General features: G+C 41.7%; 17 protein-coding genes. 14 read left to right on the top strand and 3 right to left on the bottom strand.

Translation table 11 applies throughout. The features are described from left to right. Positions 1-56 precede the first annotated feature (56 nt). The 12 genes from K1X66_05775 to K1X66_05720 all read left to right on the top strand — a co-directional run bounded on the left by K1X66_05775 (position 57) and on the right by K1X66_05720 (position 14,061). Positions 57-836: a hypothetical protein gene (locus tag K1X66_05775; protein MBX7157876.1), complete on the top strand. Its 780-nt coding sequence runs from the start codon at positions 57-59 to the stop codon at positions 834-836. A gap of 47 nt (positions 837-883) precedes the next feature. Then, a complete protein-coding gene (gene pilM / locus K1X66_05770; GenBank protein ID MBX7157875.1) occupies positions 884-2,665 on the top strand; it encodes a pilus assembly protein PilM in 1,782 nt (593 codons plus the stop codon). A gap of 29 nt (positions 2,666-2,694) precedes the next feature. Then, positions 2,695-3,666 carry an Amuc_1100 family pilus-like protein gene (locus K1X66_05765; GenBank protein ID MBX7157874.1) on the top strand — a complete coding sequence of 324 codons (972 nt, stop codon included), beginning with the start codon at positions 2,695-2,697 and terminating at the stop codon, positions 3,664-3,666. Next, on the top strand, positions 3,663-4,628 hold the full coding sequence (locus K1X66_05760) for a hypothetical protein (protein MBX7157873.1): 966 nt from the start codon (positions 3,663-3,665) through the stop codon (positions 4,626-4,628). Before K1X66_05765 ends, K1X66_05760 begins: the two co-directional genes overlap by 4 nt. Positions 4,629-4,706: 78 nt before the next feature. Further along, positions 4,707-7,196, top strand: a complete 2,490-nt coding sequence (locus K1X66_05755) for a hypothetical protein (GenBank protein MBX7157872.1) — start codon at positions 4,707-4,709, stop codon at positions 7,194-7,196. Next, a complete protein-coding gene (locus K1X66_05750; GenBank protein MBX7157871.1) occupies positions 7,197-9,593 on the top strand; it encodes a hypothetical protein in 2,397 nt (798 codons plus the stop codon). A gap of 4 nt (positions 9,594-9,597) precedes the next feature. Next, on the top strand, positions 9,598-10,263 hold the full coding sequence (locus K1X66_05745; GenBank protein ID MBX7157870.1) for a hypothetical protein: 666 nt from the start codon (positions 9,598-9,600) through the stop codon (positions 10,261-10,263). An 11-nt stretch (positions 10,264-10,274) separates the two neighbouring features. Continuing rightward, positions 10,275-10,751: a type II secretion system GspH family protein gene (locus K1X66_05740; protein MBX7157869.1), complete on the top strand. Its 477-nt coding sequence runs from the start codon at positions 10,275-10,277 to the stop codon at positions 10,749-10,751. Positions 10,752-10,764: 13 nt separating this feature from the next. Continuing rightward, positions 10,765-11,679, top strand: a complete 915-nt coding sequence (locus K1X66_05735; protein MBX7157868.1) for an RluA family pseudouridine synthase — start codon at positions 10,765-10,767, stop codon at positions 11,677-11,679. Beyond that, positions 11,663-12,460 carry a uracil-DNA glycosylase gene (locus tag K1X66_05730; GenBank protein ID MBX7157867.1) on the top strand — a complete coding sequence of 266 codons (798 nt, stop codon included), beginning with the start codon at positions 11,663-11,665 and terminating at the stop codon, positions 12,458-12,460. The genes K1X66_05735 and K1X66_05730 overlap by 17 nt, the downstream gene beginning before the upstream one ends. Continuing rightward, entirely contained in the window at positions 12,447-13,334 is an 888-nt protein-coding gene (locus K1X66_05725) for a phytoene/squalene synthase family protein (protein ID MBX7157866.1), read from the top strand. The genes K1X66_05730 and K1X66_05725 overlap by 14 nt, the downstream gene beginning before the upstream one ends. Then, entirely contained in the window at positions 13,318-14,061 is a 744-nt protein-coding gene (locus K1X66_05720; GenBank protein ID MBX7157865.1) for a lysophospholipid acyltransferase family protein, read from the top strand. The genes K1X66_05725 and K1X66_05720 overlap by 17 nt, the downstream gene beginning before the upstream one ends. 10 nt (positions 14,062-14,071) lie before the next feature. Here the strand turns inward: K1X66_05720 and K1X66_05715 are convergent, their stop codons facing one another. Together K1X66_05715 and K1X66_05710 are read right to left on the bottom strand one after the other, a co-directional pair. Beyond that, positions 14,072-14,986 carry an XdhC family protein gene (locus K1X66_05715; GenBank protein ID MBX7157864.1) on the bottom strand — a complete coding sequence of 305 codons (915 nt, stop codon included), beginning with the start codon at positions 14,984-14,986 and terminating at the stop codon, positions 14,072-14,074. 49 nt (positions 14,987-15,035) lie between these two features. Next, positions 15,036-15,503 carry a nucleoside deaminase gene (locus tag K1X66_05710; GenBank protein ID MBX7157863.1) on the bottom strand — a complete coding sequence of 156 codons (468 nt, stop codon included), beginning with the start codon at positions 15,501-15,503 and terminating at the stop codon, positions 15,036-15,038. 95 nt (positions 15,504-15,598) lie between these two features. Here K1X66_05710 and K1X66_05705 point away from each other — a divergent pair, with 95 nt between their 5' ends. Further along, a complete protein-coding gene (locus tag K1X66_05705; GenBank protein ID MBX7157862.1) occupies positions 15,599-16,885 on the top strand; it encodes a hypothetical protein in 1,287 nt (428 codons plus the stop codon). On the opposite strand, the gene xdhB is transcribed toward K1X66_05705, so the two are convergent. Continuing rightward, positions 16,869-20,678: a xanthine dehydrogenase molybdopterin binding subunit gene (gene xdhB / locus K1X66_05700; protein MBX7157861.1), complete on the bottom strand. Its 3,810-nt coding sequence runs from the start codon at positions 20,676-20,678 to the stop codon at positions 16,869-16,871. The two genes, K1X66_05705 and xdhB, sit on opposite strands and share 17 nt — an antisense overlap. Positions 20,679-20,795: 117 nt before the next feature. On the opposite strand from xdhB, the gene rpmE reads away from it, so the two are divergent. Continuing rightward, positions 20,796-21,032 (top strand): 50S ribosomal protein L31, encoded by a 237-nt coding sequence (rpmE, locus tag K1X66_05695; GenBank protein MBX7157860.1) that lies wholly within the window; start codon positions 20,796-20,798, stop codon positions 21,030-21,032. Positions 21,033-21,062: the final 30 nt, after the last annotated feature.

Raw genomic sequence — 21,062 nt, 5'->3', positions numbered from 1 at the left:
TAATAATCACTAATATAAAGTTTGACCTATACTCTTTTTTTGGCAAATAGGTAGGTATGAGCCGACACTTTTTTATCTTAGTAGCGGCATTGGTAGGGAGTTGTATGGTGGTAGGAGGACAAGAGCCTCAAGATCCAATGCCTTTTTCTGATCAGGAAAATTTTGACCAGGTGCCAGGGTTTGAGATTAAACCTAATAATATTAAAATAGAATTTGTTGAAACGCCGAAACGTGGTGTGAATGCTGTGGAATTGAAACGGCCTTCGGATCCTTTAAGAGGGCCGCGTATGAAATGGTTGGAAGTTGAGGTGGAATATAGTTTGAATCCGCGATTGTCTCGGGAAGAGTTGGAGCAGCCGGGGGGCGGTTTTTTTCAGGATGTGATGGTGAAGCTTCATCTTTTAACGCCGCAGCCGCAACGGCCGCAGGATTTGGATCAGGAAGTTTTGTCGATAGAATTGCATTACGGGCCTTTGGCTTTGGGCGAAGGTTATTTTGCTTCGGCTTATTTGTCGCCGTTTCAGGTGGAAATGTATGGCGGAGAACAAGCTTTTAAGCAGTCAGCGATGGCAGCGGAAGTGTTTGTAGATGGAAAGCGAGTGTCTTGGGCGGAGACACGTCGCGCTGAGCGGGTGGCGGAAGCAGACTGGTTTTTAAAAGGTGGTAAGACAGGGGTGTTAATGCCAATTACGAAGACGCCTTGGGCGATGGATTATTGGGAACATTATCCGCCTTTAAGAGAGTCGGGTAGTGGTGGTAGTAGCGCGATGCCTCGCATGACGGCGCCTTTGCCTCGACCGGAGGTGACTACTATGATGGAGACAAACAGTCCTTAATGGCATCATTTTTTTGAAATGGTTTTGAAAATAGTCTTGGAGAAACGATGAGTAAAAGCGGTAGGGTAATTGCGATTAATTTAGGTAGCCACAGTATTAGTGTGGGTTTTTATAGTTCTACAGCGGGTGGCTTATTGTTGGAGGGGGCAGTCATTGAGACAATTGCGTTGGAAGGAGCCTCGGAAGAGGAGCGAGAGAAAGCTGTTGCCAATGTGTTGCGGCGGGTTTTGACGGGCAAGATAAGTCAAGGCACTTCGATTTATTATTGTATTTCGGGTCAATCGGTTTTTACGCGTTTTGTGAAGTTGCCTCCTTCAGCTCCTGAGCAGGTTACGCAGATGGTGCGCTTTGAAGCGCAACAGAATGTTCCTTTCCCCATGGATCAAGTGGTGTGGGATTATCAGTTAGTTCAATCGGTGAAGAATTCGGATTTGGAGGCCGTGATTGTTGCGATTAAGGCAGAGATGTTGGATCGTATCAATTCGGGGGTGAGCGCGACGGGTTGTGTTGCGGAGCGTGTAGGCGTGGGACCTTTATCGCTTTATAATGCGTTTCGTTTTAATTATCCCGATTATGAAGGTTGCACGTTGATTTTAGATATTGGCGCGAAATCGACTCAACTCATTTTTGCGGAAGATGGTAAAATTTTCATTCGTGGTGTGCCGATTGGTGGCAATCAGATTACTCAGGCGATTGCAACGGATATGCAATTGTCGTTTGCTGAAGCAGAGCAGTTGAAGCAGGAAAAAGGGTTTGTGGGGTTAGGTGGCGCTTATGCAGATCCCGATGATGCAACGGCGGCCCGCATTTCCAAGGTGATTCGCGGCATTTTAACGCGTTTGCATTCAGAAGTGTCGCGTTCGATCGTGTCTTATCGCAGTCAACAAGGGGGCAGCGCTCCGATGCGAATTTTGTTAACTGGTGGATCGAGTTTGTTGGCTTATATGGATCTTTTCTTTTCGGAAAAGTTGCGTGTGCCAATTGAATTTTTTAATCCTTTACGGAATGTGGCTGTGGCCCCTTCGATTTCGCGTGAGACGTTGGTGCGTTCGGCGGCTTGGTTGGGCGAGACGGTGGGTTTGGCGTTGCATGCAACAGGGCCTTGTCCGTTAGATATTAATTTGGTGCCGGCAAGTGTTGAGGCGTCACGAGCTTCGGGAAAAAGACGCAGTTTGCAAGTGGCATTGGCGGCGGCTTTGGTGGTTTTGTTTGGGGTGCTATGGGCGAGTCATTGGCGTAAAGGAAATATTTTGCAAGCGCAGTTAGCAACGATTTCGGGCGAGGTAGGCACTTTGGAGTCGGCGAATCGTGAGTTGAAAGCAGTGCAGACGCGATATGAGAAGGCTTTGAGTGAGGCGGAGCAGATTGATGGCTTAATTAAGATGCGTCGTTATTGGCCAGGTTTGTTGAAGGAGTTAAATACGATGATTCCTGTGGGAGTCTGGATTACTGCTTTGAAACCGGCTTTTGATGATCGGGAGTTGCCGATGGTGGTGAGTCCGATTACAGCGCCGCCCAAGCGCACTACGGGCAAGCCTCAGTCTGCTGCTGCGGATGCGACGCAGATCACGCATTTATTGATTGAGGGGTCGTATGAAAATATTAATCCGGCTGATTTGCAAACGCCGGATTTGCGAATTGATGGACAGGAAGTGATTGGTAATTTTTTGAAGAAATTTCCGCAATCTCAATTTTTTGCGATGACAGAGCAGGATATAGCCGATCCCAAGTTGGTGACGGTAGATGTGGTTTCGGTGGAAGAAAAGCGGTTGGCATTGAATTTTAAAATTAAGGCAAAGCTAAAGACGCCGATTCCTTTGGTGCCTTAAGAAAAATAGAGAAATGAGAAAAAAGTAATATGGATTGGTTTAAGAAAAATCGTGAAACTTCTCAGGCGCTGTTGGTGGCGATAGTGATTAGTGCAGTGGGCGGTTATTTTTGGTGGCATGAAGGGCAACGGGTGAGTTCGTTGAATACGGATTTGGAGTCGCAGGCGATGACGTTATCGCGTTATCGTGGGCAATCGGTGTTTCCGAGTGAGGCCAATACGAAAGTTTATCAGGAGAAGGCGCAGCAGTTGGAAAGTTATTTACAGCCGGCTATTGCTGAATTGAAGCAGGGACAAATTCAAGGCGAGGCTTTGAATCCGATCGATTTTCAAACGGAATTTCGCAATACGCGCGATCGTTTGGTGGAGATGGCGCAAAAGGCAAGAAATCCTGTTACATTACCAGAAAATTTTTCGTTTGGGTTTGGTCGCTATTTAACCAGTATTCCAGCGCCGGAGGCGACGGTGTTTTTAACGCAAGAGTTGAGAATTATTGAGCGGTTGACGCAGTTGTTATTTGAATCGGGAATTAATGAGTTAAAGAGTGTGTCGCGTTTGCCTGTGGAAGATTTGCTAACCCAAAGTTCTGGAGCGGCCGCAGCAACTCGACAACCTGTGCGTGGAAGTGAGGGGGAGTTGGGAGAGTTGTTGCCCGCTATGTCATTGGATCGCGAAGGGCTTTTTTATCGAACTCTTCCATTTGTTTTTCAATTTGTCGGAACGGATACGAGTTTGAGAAAAATTGTGGATGCTTTGAATGAAAGAGGTGGGGAAGGCCAGGAAAATGGCGCTCAGCCTTTTTGGATAGTGCGTTCTTTGGAGGTTATTAATGAACGAGGGGAACCGCCGACAGTAGAGGATTTGAAGACTAAGGGCGCAACTTCGGAAGGTCCTAAAAGTGTGGCGGCTAATTTGATTTTAGGTGAGGAGACGATTCGCATTACGATGAGAATTGATTATATTAATTGGCAGAGTGATGAAAATGTGAGTGTTAAAAAATGAATTGGGCAAAAAAAAATATTGAATGGACGTTGTTGTTTAGCGTGTTGTTAATTTTATTGGGCGTCGCCATTTTTAAAGCGTTGTCTTTTTCTACAGCTCCTCCCCAAGCGGTGGCGGAAGTGTTGGGTGGCAATGCAAAGGTCCGTGAGGATTTGGATCAATATCAAGATTTGGGAAAAGAGTTGGATCAAAATGAGGAGTGGAAGGCTGCTGAGAATGGGCATCGTTTGTTTATTTCTCGAAAGTTGGAATGGTTGGCGGATGAGCGTAAGTTGAAATTGTATCGACCTGATGAAGCGGGGGTTGATGGGATTGCGCCATTGTGGAAAGAACAGTATGGTTTTAGTCTGAGTGATCCAACCGTCGCAGATCAGGATCCCGATAAAGATGGTTTTACGAATAAGGATGAGTATTTGGGCAAGACGGATCCCTTGAAGGCGGAATCGCATCCCCCTTTTACAACGAAATTGCGTTTGACGAATTTTGAGGCGAAACCGTATTCGCTGGAGTTTACTGGGGTCAACGAAGTGGGAGGACAGACATTTTTCCAAGTCAAGCTTTCCCATCCGCGCGATCGAAGACATCGTTCCAATTCTGTGAAAAAAGGTGATAAGTTTGAAGATTGGCGAGTGGAAGAATATCGCGAGAAAAAAGGGGAACGAGAAAATCCTAAAATGCAAGGAGTGATGTTGCCTTATGATGAATCGGAGTTGGACGTGGTGAATGAGGTGACAGGCGAACGTTTAACGTTGGTAATGAAACAGGTGTCGGATGCGCCCATTTTAACGGGAACGTTGGTAGATTTATTAGAAAATAAAAATTATCCTGTAGAAAAAGCTCAAGAGATTACGTTTCGCGGAATAAATTATCGCGTGAAAAATTTGAGTGAAACCGGTGCGGAGATTATGGCTTTATCGGAAGATGGCACGGAAAAGGAAATGCTACAGATTCCAAGTCAATAATTAATTTTGAATATTTTAAAAATAAGGGAAATTAATTCTTGCATTCAAGAAAGGCTCTATTCACTATCGACTTACTTTATGAGATTGAAGGGTAGCAATCGTTTCTTTTGTCTTGGTTTTTTCTTAGGTTCCATTTTTTTGACGCAAAACATGGTTTATGCTGAAAATGCAGCAGTTGATCGCGCTTTGCAAAATGAAACAGCGCGACGACAAAAACTTTTTACTGGCAGCAAAAAAGCTTTAGTGGAAGGCGAACAGCTTTATTCCGCTAAAGAATATGTTTCTGCAGCGGATCGTTATCGTTTTGTTTTGCAGAATTTGCCGATGACAACGAATACTTTCGATCTTTATCAGGCTGCGGCTGAGGGGTTGACGATGGCTAATATGCGTTTGGCTGAGGAGGCTTTGGAAACGCGAAAATTTCAGACAGCAGGAGGCTATGTTTCTGAGGCGTTAGCTTATTCTCCTGAAGATAAGGAGTTGCAGAAACTTGCTAAGACGATTCAAAAACAATCGGGTGAGGGATTGGTAATTGAGCCCAATTCTGCAGTGACACCTGAGTTTGTGCAAGCTGTTGGAGAAGTGAAACGGCTTTTGGATTTAGGCGAAAAACAGCGCGAAACTGGGCAATATATTAAGTCAGAAGAAAACTTTAAAAAGGTTTTGGCGATTGATCCTTATAATAAGGCTGCACAGGACGGTTTGAAGCGAGTTTCTCAACTGCGTTTGAAATATGCCAAAGATGCTAAAGAGAATAGTCGTAAAGAAATGCTTTATGAAGTGACGAAAGCTTGGAGTAATCCGGTGAATCGTAATATTTTGAAGCCTCGCGAAGAGAGAAGTGTTTCTGCTGCGAGTTTGTCGAATACGGCACGTATTGAGGAAAAGTTAAACAATATTATTATTGATAAAATTAATTTTGACGAAGCATCGGTGGAAGAAGCGGTGACTTTTTTACAGGCTAAATCCAAAGAGTTAGATCCGACTGGGCAAGGTTTGAATTTTGTTTTGAAGACCACGATTGCAACTGTTTCAGATGCTGCAGAAAGTCAACCGAGCGCTGGCGAGCAGGTTTCGATTGAAACGATTGATGCGCGTCGCATTACTTTGAACTTAGAAAATTTGCCTTTGGCCGCGGTTTTGGATCTTATCGCAAAACAAGCGGATTTGATCTATAAAGTGGAGGAATATGCAGTTTTAGTGGCGCCGGCTTCAGAAAATATTGAGGCGTTATTTACTCGCACGTTCCAAGTGCCAGCGGGTTTTATTGGCGCGAAAATTGAGAGCAAGGACGGTGGCACGTTAAGTGAATCAGTCAATATTGCTCGTGAAGAAGTGAAGACAAAATTAGAAACTTATGGTGTTCAATTTCCTCCCGGCTCCTCGGCTAATTATTTGTCGAATGGAAGTTTGCTCGTAGTTCGAAATACATTGGATAATTTAGCTTTGATTGAAAGTGTGATTAGTTCGGAAAGTCAGGAAGTTCCTCAGGTTCAAATCGAAACTCGTTTTATGGAGGTGAATCAGACTGATTTGGATGAGCTTTCTTTCCGTTGGAATATTAATCGAAGAGGACGTTCTCAATCGGCTCCAACTGATACTCCTGGTTTAAGAACTTCAGCTCCTTCGGCTTCAACGGAGGTTTTGGGATTACCGGTAGATTTAGCAGTGGGAGGAAATGCTATTAATGCTAATACTTTTGATGCTTTATTAGCAGGAGCCGCTACCGCTTTTGCAGGGCCTTTAGGAACAGCGTTTCAAAGTGCGATTTCATTAAGTAAGTATAAGTTTGAATTGTTAGTTTATGCGCTTTCACAAAAAACGGGTGCTGATCTTTTAGCTGTGCCCAAAGTAGTCACTAAACCTTCTCAAGATGCTGAAATTCGTATTGCTCGCGACTTTTTTTATCCTGATCCTCAAGCTATTGAGCCACCTCAAATTGATGCGTCTATTTCACAGTTGCCGAGTGGAAATGGCTACCGTGCTGTGACTCCTTCAACTCCTTCGACTTTTAAAAATGAGCAGATCGGCGTCATTTTGACGGTCAATCCTCAACTTTATCCTGATAATCAAACGATTGATCTTCAGTTAACACCTAGAGTTGTCGATTTTGAAGGATTCATTAATTATGGAAATCCTATTAATGCTTTAGACTTGGGAACGTCTCAAGCAGTTAAAGTCGCTGATAATATTATTAACACACCTGTTTTTAATTATCGAGAGGTTAAAACGCGATTGAGTATTGAAGATGGTCAAACAGTTTTATTAGGTGGATTAATCCGGGAAGACATTCAAAAAGTTGATGATAAAATTCCTTTACTGGGCGATTTACCATTATTAGGGCGTCTTTTCCGTTCGAAAATTGATCAAAGCATTAAAAAGAATCTGTTGATTTTTGTTACCTGTAATTTGATTCGATCTGATGGAGAACTTTTTAATAAACGTAATTTTGAAGATACACAAAGCTTTGATAATAATCCTACTTTTGCTGAGGTTCCTCGTTGGGATTCGACTCAAGAGCCTCAGGAGTTGAGGATAGTAAATGAGCCTCAGGGAAGGATGAAATAAATGAAACTTTGTTATTATAAAATTTTTTGTTTCTTTTTATTAGGTATAGCACCTTTGGCTTTGCTAGGGAATGGGAATGTTGATCAGTCCGATTATATCAGCGCACAAAAAGCTTCTCAAACTGCAGTATTAAAGCGTCAACAAGCTGTGATTCGAGGAACTGCTTTACTCAGAGAGGGAAATGCTTTGTTAGAAGCGCAAGGTTATAAAGAAGCTTTAGAAAAATATCGTGCGATTGTAGCTCTTTTACCGGCTCCTTCTCCGGCGACCGCGCCGTTGCAAAATAAGGCTTATGATGGGGCAGCCGTTGCCTTGATACAATTAGCTCATGAAAATTTAAAAGCCAACCTTTTGGATGAAGCTAGAGCGAATGCTGATGAAGCGTTATCTTTTGCGCCTAAAGATTCTCGCATTCAAGCAGAGCGAGCGAGTTTGTATGCTGCGATGGGTATTGCTTTAGATCAAGAGGGTAAGCCCATGATTGAACGTGATAATCCTGCTATTACTCCGCGTTATTTAAAAGATGTGGCAGATGTGAATACTTTGTTGCAAGAGGGTGATGATTTATTGGACACGGCTCAATTTGATGAGGCAGAGAAAAAATATCAGCAAATTTTGACGATCGATCCTTTCAATAGCACGGCACGTAAGCGATTAGATAAGGTGTTAGATCATAAGTTGCGTTATGCTAAAAAAGCTCAAGAAGTAGCTCGTTTTCAAGGCATGACTGAAGTTACTGAAAAATGGGAAATGCCCATTCCCAAAGATGTGATTTCGGATTCCGGAATTTTTGCCAATGCCCCTTTAACACGTTCCAATGTAGAAAATCTTAGCAGAAAATTAAAAACGATTATTCTGCCTCAAGTAGCTTTTGATCGAGCTAGCATTTTAGATGTTATTGATTTTCTCAATGTAAAAAGTAAAGAACTCGATCCCGAAAGAAAGGGTATTAATTTTGTTTCGCGTTTAACTCCTGACTCAATGGGATCTGAGGTAACATTAAATCTTCAGAGTGTTCCTTTAGAGGAAGTCATTCGTTATGCGACGCGTTTAGCCAATTTAAAATATCAAATGGATGAGTTTTCGGTGAGTATTCTTCCTTTAACAGCGCCAACCGATCAGTTATTGACCAAAGAGTATCGTGTTAAACCAGACTTTTTTAATGTTGAAACGGGTGGAGAACAACAAGGGGGTTCTCGCACACGAAGATCTTTTAGTCGTTCTCTTATGGAAAAAGTGCAATTTGAGCGAGAAACCGATATTCGAAAAGTTTTAGAATCACGAGGTGTTACTTTTCCTGAAGGCGCTAGCGCTTCTTATTCTTCAGCGTCCAGTAAATTGACTGTTCGAAATTCTCCGGCTAATTTGGAGCTCATTGATGCCTTAGTTGGTTCTCCAACCGATATTCCTGCTCAGGTTGAAATTGAGGCCAAGTTTATCGAACTTAATCAAACCGATTTTGATGAACTTTCGATTGCAATGAACGTAGTGAAAGAGGGAAATTATACTCGTCCATCAGGTAATTTTTCCCCTCTTGATATGGATGGATTAAACCATTTTGATGGATTACGAAGTTCGGCTCATATCAAACCTAATTCAGTCGATGCTTTGCTTTCTCAAAATAACGGTATTGATGCGAGACCTATACCCAATAGCTTTAATTTTGCTGTGGGTATTGCCAAATATAATATTGATGTTTTAATCCGAACTTTAGCTCAGAAAAAATCAGTCGATCTTTTGTCAGCGCCGAAAGTGGTGGCTCGTAGTGGTGAACAAGCTACCATAAAAATTGTTCGTCGATTTTCTTATGCTGATACTTATGATGCTCCTGAATTGCCTCCTACCACATCAAGTGGTGGAGCAAATGACGTTAATAATCTTATTAGTCAACCGCCGCCTGTTATTACTCCGGCACAACCTTCTAATTTTACTGATAGAGAAGTCGGTGTTATTTTAAACGTCACCCCGGAGGTTGGTCCTGATAATCAAACGATTGATCTTAATCTTGTTCCTTTGGTCGAAGATTTTGAAGGATTTATTAATTATGGTACACCTATGACCGTAGCTGATGGGGATCAAACCTTTGTTTTAACTGAAAACGTTATTAATATGCCAGTATTTAATTCTCGACGTATTGAGACAAGTGTTCAGGTTAAAGATGGGTCCACCGTTATTTTAGGCGGTTTATTACGTGAAGATGTTCAAAAAATTAAAGATAAGATTCCCATTCTTGGCGATATTCCTCTTTTAGGTCGATTTTTTCGTTCAGATGTAGAGCAATCGATTAAAAAGAATTTGGTGATTTTTGTGACCCCTAAATTAATTACGCCAACAGGAGAATTAGTCAATCCACCTGAACCATTAGTCATACCTTCACAAAAAACTGCAAGCCGCTAAGTCTATGAAACAAAAAATCATAATTTTACTTGTTGTTTTAACATTAGTGTTTGTTAACAGTACTCAGCTTAAAGCCCAAGCTGAACGAGATATTAAAATTGTTGGAACTTATCAATGTATGATTGGACCACAACGTATTCCTATTACTTTTAATGATACTACTGGAGAAGGTTTTACTTTTGTTTTGAATGGAGGACTTTTTACTTTTACTTTAAATTTTAGCCCCCTGGGATTTCATGAAGGTCGAGTTTTGCAAGGGTTTTTATTTGTTGCGGGAAGAAAAGTTAATACGCGAGGATCCGTTTTGGTTTTACCTTTTGGAAGCACCCTAGGTTCTGGGACTAATATTATTTCTATACCAGGTGATTCTAAAAATAGGAATATTACCTTTTCATTTGGCCCCGTAGAAATTCCATTTATTCAAAGATTTTCAGCTGAATTATTAGTTGAAGGAATAATGTTTTATCAGAAAAAAGCGCCTGGAAAAATAATGAGAGGTAACGTTGAGTACACCTCTGATAACAATAATATGCGTGTGGATTTTGATAGGCAAACTGGGGTTACTATTATAAGAAGTTCTAAAACAGTCCCAGGTGTTATAGTTGAGGCAAAAAAAATCTCTACTGTTCCGAATTTTTTTGGTATTCCCACAACGAAAGTTTATCGTTAATGTCTTAAGGTTTGAAATCGCAAAAGGCTTTTACTCTTTTAGAACTTTTAATTACAATGTCTCTAATCGCATTGTTGATAGGGATTTCAATACCCACATTTTTCACGTTTCGTAAGCACATTAATACAACCAAGTGTCTCTCTCGTGCTCAACAACTTTATTCTGGAGCGCAAAAAATGTTTGATGATATGAATCCAGAAACTGCAAAATCTACGGAACAATTGTCCAGTGATATGAAATGGTGGCAAAGGCAGCTTAAAGCTTATGGTGTTCCTGATGAGGCTTGGTATGATCCGACTCAGCCCAAACATCAAGCAGGTGATCTACCAGATTTTTTTTATGGTGGAGTTTGTCCTAAAGATTTTTTTTATGCAGAGGATCGAGATCAACTTTATTTGTTTGTTGGAAAAAATCAGATATATTCTTCGGGAAATGTCGTTGTTATGGCAGATGGCACGGTAAAATTTGAAAAATTTTTCCCTGAGTAGGTTAGAGTAATCCATTGATATGGATCGGGTTTTATTTGTGGATGAAGCGGGGTTGCGCGTTGATCAATGGTTGGTTAAAAAAAATCCTGAATTAACGCGCTCTCGGATTCAACAATTAATTCGCGGTTCGTGTATTTTAGTAAATCAAAAATCGGCGAAATCTTCTATTCGAGTTCGAATAGGAGATGAGATAACGATTCATTTTCCGCCGATGCAATCTTTGAATTTGAAACCCGAAGAAATTGCATTGCAGATTTTATATGAAGATGATGAATTTCTAGCAATTAACAAACCGCAGGGTTTGGTTGTGCATCCGGCTCCTGGACATTCTGAAGGGACACTGGTTAACGCTTTGTTGCATCATTGCCGGGGCTCGCTTTCGGGGATCGGTGGTGTGGAAAGGCCAGGAATCGTTCATCGTTTGGATAAGGAAACAAGTGGCGTGTTGCTTGTTACTAAAACTGATAAAGCTCATCAGGCTTTATCACAGCAATTTAAGGATCGAAAAATTCAAAAATTTTATCAAGTTTTAGCCCAATCTTTCCCTAAGAAATCGGAAGGAGAAATTATATCAGCAATAGAGAGGCATCCCGTTCATCGAAAAAAGATGGCAGTTTCGAAAAAAGGCAAACTAGCTATTACGCGATATAAAATAATAGAGAAATTCAAGGCTGCGAGCTTTTTAGAGTGTCAAATTTTAACAGGGCGTACGCATCAAATCCGAGTTCATTTGCTTTCCATAGGATGTCCGGTGCTTGGAGATAAACTTTATGGTAAAGTTGCATCTCAAGCACCTCGGCAAATGCTGCATGCGAGACGACTTATTTTTCAGCATCCTCTTACTAAAAAAGAGATGGTAATTGAGGCGGGTTTGCCCGAAGATTTTATTCACTTACTTGAGCAACTGCGTCATGGCAAAAACTTCTGAAATTCTTTTGCAATATTTAGAGCAACGCAAAAAACGAGGAGATCGTTTTATTCGATTTTCAAGTGTTGCGGATTTTTCCAAAATAACTCCAAATCTATCCTCTATGAAAAAAGAAAATTCAGAAAAAACGCATCATGAACATCTTTCTGAAAACGATAAAAAAAAGAAACTTGAACATTTAAAAAACATTGCATTGGTCTGTCAAAAGTGTCCGCATCTTGTCAGGAGTCGCACTCAGGTTGTTTTCGGTATTGGCAATATTGATGCCCAATTGATGTTGGTTGGAGAAGCCCCTGGAGCGGATGAGGATCGTTTGGGGGAACCTTTTGTGGGGCGGGCTGGACAATTACTCAATAAAATGTTGGAAGCAATGGATTTATCGCGTGATGAAGTTTATATTTCCAATGTTTTGAAATGTCGTCCCGATATGCCGCCAGGTGCGCCAGGCAATCGTAAACCAACCATTGAAGAGATGAACACTTGTTTACCTTATCTCAAGGAGCAGATTGAACTAATTCAACCGAAAGCTATTATTGCGTTGGGTGCAACGGCGGTTACTGGTCTTTTAGGGGTCGAAGCGCCGATTGGGAAATTGCGTGGGCACTGGCTTCAATTTCAAGATATCCCAGTAATGCCAACTTATCATCCCGCTTATCTTTTAAGAAATCAGAGCAACACTGAAAAACGCAAAGTTTGGGAGGATTTACTAATGGTAATGGAAAAAATGGAAATGCCAATTAGTGAAAAGCAGCGTAATTATTTTTTGAATGCCAACCGCTAAATCTTCACATTTGCAGCAAAGTTTCCAAGCCGCTCGGGAAATGACTCGTCAACATGCTAGAAGTTTTTACTTTGCTTCCTTCGCTTTACCTAAAAAGAAAAAAGATGCTGCTTATGCTGTTTACGCTTTTTGTCGTTATGTCGATGATAGAATGGATTGCAGCACATCTTTTGAAGATCAATTGGAAGTTGCTCAGAACCTTAGAAAGATACTGAATCAATTTTATTCCAAAAATGTTCCAGAGCAATTCGATTGGGCAGACGCTTTTTATTCCACGATTCGAACTTATCGAATCCCGAAAGGCCACTTTGAAAATTTAATCAAAGGAGTAGAAATGGATGCTCAACCTTCCATTCAAATCAAGACCTGGTTAGATCTGGAGGATTATTGTTATTACGTTGCGTCAGTGGTGGGACTTATCATGAGTCACATTTTTGAAATAAAAGATCCGAACGCGAAAGAGCACGCGATTAGCCTGGGGATTGCGATGCAATTGACCAATATTTTACGTGATGTGAAAGAAGATTATGAAAACCATCGAGTTTATTTACCTGCAGAAGAATTGGAGTCGTATCAGGTCGATTTAACAAACGGTTTTACTCAGGAAAATTGGAAAAAATACGCCATTTTCTTTGCTCAACGTGCGCAAGAATATTATCTAACAAGCGAAAAAGGCATTTCTTCTTTGGCTGATGATGGTTCTCAATTTACGGTTTGGATTATGAGATATGTGTATGCTGCGATTTTGGATGAGATTGCCAAACACGACTATGATGTTTCTGTTAGGCATCATGTCTCTTTATTCAAAAAACTCCGACTTGTTTTAAAAGCTTATTGGCTTTATAAAAAGGGTTCTTGTGATTCCCGCCAATAAAAATCCTTTGTTGGACAGTCTTTTTTACCTTTATTGTCGCTGGCTTTTGCGACGTAATTTTTCAGGCATTTATGTTAAAGGTTTAGAAAACTATTCTAAATTGGAAAAAACGCATCCAGCTATTTGTTTTGCTAATCATACTAATTGGTGGGATGGTTTTTTGACTTTTTATCTAACACGATTCAATTCGCAAAAAGCGACTTTTTGTATGATGGAGGAAAAACAATTAAAATATTATCGTTTTTTCACTTGGCTGGGAATGTATTCGGTCGACACGTCCAATCCTCTTCGTGCGGCGGCTTCGGTGCGTTATACGATTCAATTATTGCAAAATCCTGAATCATTATGCTGGATTTTCCCTCAAGGAAAGACGACTTCTATCTACACTCCCATTGAAGTAAAAGAGGGAACAGCCTATTTGGCTAATAACGTGCCGCGCGCGCAACTTTTACCGGTTATTTTTCGCTATGAATTTTTGAAAGAAGAAAAACCTTTTATTTTAATTCAAATTGGCAATCCACTCGAAAAATCGCGAACGATTACGGATGAAGATATCAGTAATGCTTTAATTCGAGAGCAAAACAATCTTGAAGCGGCGTTAAGAAATCAAAATTTAGTTGGGTTTATGCCTTTGATTCCAGCACGACTTTCCCTTAATAAACGCTGGGAATGGGTGCAGCTGGCGTTTAAAGGGCGTTTGCGAGAATTTAAACGAGCGAATGATTAAGCTGGTGAAATTAAAAAATTAATGATGAACGCGATTGAATCAATTGACCTGCAATGCTCACTGCAATTTCTTGCGGACTTTGGGCTTCGATATTAATCCCTACGGGACATTGTACGCGATTAAATTGGATTTCAGTAGCTAATTTTTCGTGGAGAAAGTGATCGCGAATAATTTGAACCTTTCTCTTGCTGCCAATCATTCCTAAAAAGTCGAAAGAGTAATGAATCCAATGTCGTAGCACCAAGGCGTCATGTTTATGACCTCGAGTGACAATTACGCCAAACGTTTTTTGATGATCGGGTGGGCGAATGGTTAAAAGATTATCCCAATAATCGGTTTTAAGCTGGATTTCTTTAGTAAAATTTTCGTGACTGGCAAGGGTAGGGCGATCGTCAAAAACTGTTACAGAAAAATCTAATGAAGCCGCCAAAGGCGCCAGAGCTTTGGCAATGTGTCCTGCACCGGCAATCCATAAATGCACCGGAGGATAAGTGGTTTCTTCGTATAAAACCTTATCTTTAACCGGATTTTCTACGACAGTAAAATTTTCATCAATACCCCACCGAATTTTTTCTTCTCTTCGAGCCAGTTTTTGCCAAAGCGAAATTTCTTGGATTGCTTGCGGTAAAATAAGGCCAAAAACTTTACCACCACAAATAAGCCCATCATCCCAACCAAAATCATGATCTAGCAACAGATCAAAAGATTCAGCTTTTTGCGTTTGCAACGAAGCAATCGCCCGTTTTTGAATTTCTGCTTCCAAACAGCCACCGCCCAAAGTTCCGATGATGCGGCCATCCGGGAAAAAAAGCGCTTTAGCGCCGGGCTTTTGAGGGCTGGAACCTTTTACCCGCGTAATGATGCCTAAAACCGCAGGCTGAGCGGATTGCGACACAGTAGCAATCTGTTCAAAAAAATGAGTCATAAATTCAGCATCTTAATCCTATCATAAGATGCGCGCCTTTAACTTCGACTCAATAAGGAATTTTATCCTCTTTTTTGAGCCAATCTTGAAAAGCGCGTTGCGCTTCTTCGCGCAGTAAAGGTTCAATCTTGAGCGAACGTTTTTCCAAAGGCAGCGGAACTTCACGATAAATAAAATCATCATCAAACCCAATATCCGCAGCATCTTTGCGAGTGTTCGCGTAATAAATTTTAGCAATTCGCGCCCAATAAATCGCTGCTAAACACATGGGACACGGTTCACAACTGGTGTAAATTTCAGCGCCATCCAGAGAAAAATCTTTCACATTTTTACATGCGTCACGAATGGCAACCATTTCGGCATGAGCGGTAGGATCATTGGTGGAAGTCACTTGATTGCATCCGCGACCGATCACTTTTCCATCTTTAACAATAACCGCTCCAAACGGCCCTCCATGACCCTTACACATTCCATGATCCGCCATATGGATCGCTTCTCGCATGAATTGTTCTTTCATATAAAAGTCTAACCTAACAAAGCTAAATTTTAGAGCAAGTTGAATAAAAATATTGCATTTGAAATATAATTAATTTTAGCTTATATGTCTTTTTCATGGGACAAATCAGAAAACCTGAAGAGTCGTCTCAACAAACCGAAACCAATCGAAACTCTAATCAAACCGTTTTTCAAGCTGCTGCTGGTCCGCCCGTTTTAGAAATTCTTGATGCTGAGAAAAAGCCAACAGAGGAGCTTAACGTGGGGACCATGGAAAAATCTTTTGTTGAAGCTCATTATGTAAAAACTAAAGATGGAGTTAATCCTGGAAAAGCAACCTTTGATCCCAATAACGATGACAATAAGTTTTTTATTCGATTGAAAGATATCAATGAAAGTGGTGAAAAACAAATAAATGTTACATTATCCACTCAAAATCCAAATCCTAAATATGATGAGAAAGACAGAAAAGTTGTCTTAAACGAAACGGCAGAAGGGTCGGGGATTTTTGAGTCGAAACCCTTATTATTAACGTCTGATGCCATTGATGATGCTGTAGTTGTAAATAAAATTGAAGATAATCAATGTGATAAGAAAGTGATGCAATGCGATCAAACCTTTCAAACAATGCTGGGAGGTGAAGTTAAGGTTGATTATCCTGAAAAAAATATTTCAACCACAGCTAAAGTGCCTATTGTTAAAGAACTTGATATAACCATTAATATTCTTAAAAAAGATGGTCAAGAAGCGGCGAGCCGAGAAGATGTTGAGAGGCAAGTTGAAGAGGCTAATGAGATTTATGCATCGGTTGGGATTAAGATTAATGCCAATATTGTTTCTGTCGATGTTCCGGAGGGTGTCAATTTATCGGATGGTTTCAGCGAAAGCGATGAAAAGGTATTATTTGATAAATTAGCAACTCCAAATCCTAGAGATGTTCAGGTTTTTTATGTGGGCAAGTTTGATAAGGTGGATCCTCCTTCAAAAGATAATATAGCAGTAGCTTATGCTAAAATTTACAAGGAAGACACGATTTTAAACGATAAAAGTCCTGATGATAATCGTATTAACAATGTTGTGATGTCTGATACAAAAGTGCCTTTCGTTTTAGCTCATGAAATTGGTCATGTTTTAACGCAGGATCATCATTACCCGTATCATGCTGACAAATACTCTTGCCCGCCAAAGCCCGAAGATGCAAGAAATGTTATGGCAGTTTGTAATATTAATAGAGAATTTGATCCTGCTTCAAATGCCAAACGCTGGACTGCAGAACAGATCGATAAAATGCAAAAATCTCCCTTGCTCAAAGACCCTGAATCTGAAAAGCAAGAGCAGCAAGAACAACAAGAGGAAAGCGAAGAAAAAAAGAAAAAAATTACGGGTGTTAAGCAGAGACTTTAAGAGATTTCTTTTCTTTGTTAGATTTGTTACTTTTTGAAGTTTGCCTATTTTTCAAAGTTAAATAAATCGCTTCATTCGTAGCGGGTGAGGGAAGAGGAATTTGTTCGCCTGACTCGCTAAAGGCTGCGATAGCGTCACGAAGCGCTTCACGCACAGAAATTGCAAGCATGAGAGGTGGTTCTCCCACGGCTTTGCTGCCGTGAATGGTGTTGTGTTGTGCCGCATCGGGCAGCAGTTTCACATTAAATTCAATCGGTGCGTTGCTAATGGCAGGAATTGCATAAGTACTAGCGCATTTAGTAAGGAGCTTGCCTTTATCATCCCATTTTAATTCTTCGCAGGTTAACCAGCCCATGCCTTGAACAAACGCACCTTCGATTTGGCCACGATCCACCGCTTCGTTAAGAGAGCTTCCAACATCATGCAAAATATCGACTCGCAAAATGCGATTCATGCCCGTGTAACTATCGATTTCTACTTCCGTCACTGCTGCACCGCAGGCAAAATAAAGGAAAGGATTTCCTTTGCCCTTGCTCCAGTCCATATAAATACCGGGAGTCGCGAAGAAACCCGTGGTTGATAAACTGATGCGTTCGACATAAGCGCGTTGGGTCAGAGCGATAAAAGAAATTTTGTTGTGCGGAAATTTTTTGTCATAAACTTCGCCATCTTCAAAAATGATCCCGGACGATTTTTGCTGAAATTCTTCCTCCAACAATTTCATTGCCACGGGTGTCAAACGTTCGCGCAATATGACACAGGCATTTTTCACGGCTTGTCCATTGAGATCGGAGCCGCTGGAAGCAGCAGTAGGAGAGGTGTTTGGCACTTTATCGGTGCTTGTGTTCATCACACGAATTTGTTCGACTTTGACGCCCAGCTCTTTCACAGCGACCGCTATCATCTTAGTGTGAAGCCCTTGCCCCATTTCTGTGCCGCCGTGGTTGAGTTGCACACTGCCATCGGCATAAATCACTACAAAAGCTCCAGCCTGATTCATGTGTGTCAAAGTGAAAGAAATCCCAAATTTAACCGGCGTAATGGCAATGCCGCGTTTAAAGCGGGCATTTTCTGCATTGCGTTGTTTTAATTGTTTACGACGTTGATGAAAGTCGGAAGAGCGAATGAGTTCATGCCAAATTTTTTGCAAACGATTATCTTCGATAACTTGCCCGTAGTGCGTTGTGTTCGTTTCACCCGTGCCATGATAAAGATTTCGCTCGCGAACCGTTTCGGGAGGTAAACCTAATTGACGCGCGATGCGATCCATAATTTCTTCAATTACCAACATGCCTTGAGGACCGCCAAAACCGCGGAATGCTGTGTTGGAAGCAATATGAGTTTTCACAACACGACTGGTAGCGCGAACGTTGGGAAGGTAATAAGAGTTGTCTAAATGAAAAAGCGCACGATCGGCCACAGGTTGCGATAAATCCAAAGCCCAACCCCCATCGGCAAAAAGATCCGCCTGCAAAGCCAGTAATTTGCCTTCGTTATCAAAACCGATTTTAAATTGCGCATAAAACGGATGACGTTTTCCGCTAAGAATCATGTCTTGTTCTCGGTTGAGACGCACTCGGACGCGTTTACCAGTTTTTCGGGCAGCAATAGCAGCAAGCGCAGCGGGAGTGTTGCCTTGCGTTTCTTTTCCACCAAATCCACCGCCCATGCGCGGGCTTTGGCAGACGACTTTGTGTCGTGAAACACCCAAAACGCGAGCGACAACAATTTGAATTTCGGACGGGTGTTGCGTGGATGAACTCACAAACATTTCTCCATCTTCGCCCGGTTCGGCCCATGCCGCGTGAGTTTCGAGATAAAAATGTTCCTGACCGCCAAAATGAAAATCGCCAACTAAAGTGTTGGGCGAATTGTTTAATACTTTCTTTGCGTCGCCTCGTTCCATCACATGCGGATCAGTATGAAACATGTTTTGAGCGATTGCTTTTTTTAAATCAATTACAGGCTCCAAAGGTTCGTATTCTACTTGAACTTTTGCGGCTGCTGCGCGACAGGCTTCCTGAGTTTTTCCAACTACTAGTGCGACCAGATGACCGTGGTAAAGCGTTTCTTTGTCAGCGAGCAAAATTTCATCGTGTCGCACCGCGCCCACATCATTTTCACCTGGCACATCTTCTGCCATGAGCACGGCAACAATATCAGGCATTTGTTTTGCAAGATGAGCATCGCGTTTAATAATTCGCGCATGGGCGTAAGGCGAACAAACTGGCCAGACTTCGAGCATACCAGCAGGTTCCGCTGCATCGTCGACATAAATTGCGGTGCCAGCGACATGTTTATGACCGCTTTCATGTGGAATCGGTCGAATTGCGGGAGCTGGAATCGGCGTAATGGCATTATAATTGATGGGAAATTCTTCTTCATCGAAAAATTTTTCCAATAAACTAGGGATGAGTTCACGACGATAATCCGCAGTGCCGCGTGCATCGGTGATAGGCGTGAATTCATCTTTAATGATAGCCATTGCTTCAGTCAATGTTTCGCGATTCCACGCTTTATTAAGTAAAAACTGTTCTGTTTTTTTAGCGCGTACAGGTGTTGCTGCGACACCCCCATAAGCAAGACGCGCGGTTTTAACCTGTGCTGCATCATCCAATTCCACACGAAATGCAGCAGCCACGGTGCTAATATCCAATTCCATTCGCTTAGAGACTTTGAAGGAATTGGCGCGCCCGGGTAATTGTCTGGGAATAATAATGGATTTCAAAATTTCGCGAGGTTCTAAAGCAGTTTTGCGATAAGCCAGGAAAAATTGATCAATCGGAATTTCCCTTTCACCATCCATCGAGGCAACAATGAGACGCGCGTCTAAAGTCAATAAAACCGGTGCCATATCGCCAATAGGGGAGGCGTTTACCAGGTTTCCTCCAAGCGTGGCGCGATTGCGAATCTGGCGCGATGCAAATACGGTTAACATTTTTTGAATGGAAGGAATTTCGCCTTGTAACGTTTCCTCAATTTGGGTGAGAGTAGCTGCGGCGCCAATGTGCCATTCTTGTTTGGTAGAGGTAATCGTTTTGAGTTCCCCTACGGCTTCTGTGGAAATTAAGTAAGGATGATATTTGAAATTTTTTGCAATATCGACTCCCAGTTCTGTACCGCCTGCGATAAGTCGCGCATCGGGAAACTCATGAATCATTTGCAAAAGCTCTTTGAGAGAACTGGGACGTAAGAAAAATTGTTTCGAATTAGGCGCATATTGACCGGGCGCTAATTGTGACTCATTTTTAACGCATTCCAATCTTTCCGCAAAAGGATCAGTCACACCATTTTTAAATCGTCCTGTTAATACTTCCACTGCAGCATCGCGAATAGGTCGATAACCCGTGCAACGACATAAATTGCCGCAAAGTTGATCGTTAATTTGCCATTGTTGCTTCAGATCTTTGCGATAGTAAGCTTCAAAGAGTGACATGACAAAACCCGGCGTGCAATAACCGCATTGCGAGCCGTGATTGGCCACCATCGCTTGCTGCACCGGGTGTAAGGTTTCATGACAGGCTAATCCTTCCGAAGTGATCACTTCGCGACCCGCCAACATGGGGAGGAGCATAATGCAACTATTTACCGCACGATAAGAGGCTTCACCTTTTGCATTGCGTTCCAAAATCGCTACTGTGCACGCGCCGCAATCACCCTCAGCACAACCTTCTTTGGAGCCAATGTGACCATTTTGTCGCAAATATTGCAGAAGGGTTAAATTCGGAGATTCATCAGTAATTTGAATTTTTTTTCCGTTCAGAGTAAAATGGTAAGGTTGATGCGTAATCATAAAAGCTTATCGTTTCTTATCTTTAGCATAAGCCAGTCTAGCTGAGGATCAATGTTATTTCTTGTCTAAAAAGCGGCAGTTGACTTCATGAAAAAGCATGCTAACGAAATATTGTTTATGAAACTTGAGATTCACCCAGATTATGCGGAAACAACGATTCGTTGTTCCTGTGGCGCAACTTATCATACTCGTTCGACGAAGCGTGATTTGCATATTAGTATTTGTGCGGCTTGTCATCCTTTCTTTACTGGCCAGCAAAAATTTGTCGATACTGCGGGGCGCGTAGAAAAATTTAGTAAACGCTACGGCACGACTTTGATTGCTGGAAATAAAAAAACTAAAGCTAAGAAGTAGCTGAGATATCATTTTAGCAGGTGAGGAAGG

The sequence above is a fragment of the Verrucomicrobiia bacterium genome (genome assembly GCA_019694135.1).
Taxonomy (GTDB): domain Bacteria; phylum Verrucomicrobiota; class Verrucomicrobiia; order JADLBR01; family JAIBCM01; genus JAIBCM01.
The sequence above is the reverse complement of the archived record's forward strand: the minus strand, read 5'-3'. Positions and strand labels throughout refer to the sequence as shown.

Bases quoted from the DNA above. Each gene is read 5' to 3' on its own strand.
- K1X66_05775 (MBX7157876.1), top strand. From the start codon at position 57: ATGAGCCGACACTTTTTTATCTTAGTAGCGGCATTGGTAGGGAGTTGT.
- pilM (MBX7157875.1), top strand. From the start codon at position 884: ATGAGTAAAAGCGGTAGGGTAATTGCGATTAATTTAGGTAGCCACAGT.
- K1X66_05765 (MBX7157874.1), top strand. From the start codon at position 2,695: ATGGATTGGTTTAAGAAAAATCGTGAAACTTCTCAGGCGCTGTTGGTG.
- K1X66_05760 (MBX7157873.1), top strand. From the start codon at position 3,663: ATGAATTGGGCAAAAAAAAATATTGAATGGACGTTGTTGTTTAGCGTG.
- K1X66_05755 (MBX7157872.1), top strand. From the start codon at position 4,707: ATGAGATTGAAGGGTAGCAATCGTTTCTTTTGTCTTGGTTTTTTCTTA.
- K1X66_05750 (MBX7157871.1), top strand. From the start codon at position 7,197: ATGAAACTTTGTTATTATAAAATTTTTTGTTTCTTTTTATTAGGTATA.
- K1X66_05745 (MBX7157870.1), top strand. From the start codon at position 9,598: ATGAAACAAAAAATCATAATTTTACTTGTTGTTTTAACATTAGTGTTT.
- K1X66_05730 (MBX7157867.1), top strand. From the start codon at position 11,663: ATGGCAAAAACTTCTGAAATTCTTTTGCAATATTTAGAGCAACGCAAA.
- K1X66_05725 (MBX7157866.1), top strand. From the start codon at position 12,447: ATGCCAACCGCTAAATCTTCACATTTGCAGCAAAGTTTCCAAGCCGCT.
- K1X66_05715 (MBX7157864.1), bottom strand. From the start codon at position 14,986: ATGACTCATTTTTTTGAACAGATTGCTACTGTGTCGCAATCCGCTCAG.
- K1X66_05710 (MBX7157863.1), bottom strand. From the start codon at position 15,503: ATGAAAGAACAATTCATGCGAGAAGCGATCCATATGGCGGATCATGGA.
- K1X66_05705 (MBX7157862.1), top strand. From the start codon at position 15,599: ATGGGACAAATCAGAAAACCTGAAGAGTCGTCTCAACAAACCGAAACC.
- xdhB (MBX7157861.1), bottom strand. From the start codon at position 20,678: ATGATTACGCATCAACCTTACCATTTTACTCTGAACGGAAAAAAAATT.
- rpmE (MBX7157860.1), top strand. From the start codon at position 20,796: ATGAAACTTGAGATTCACCCAGATTATGCGGAAACAACGATTCGTTGT.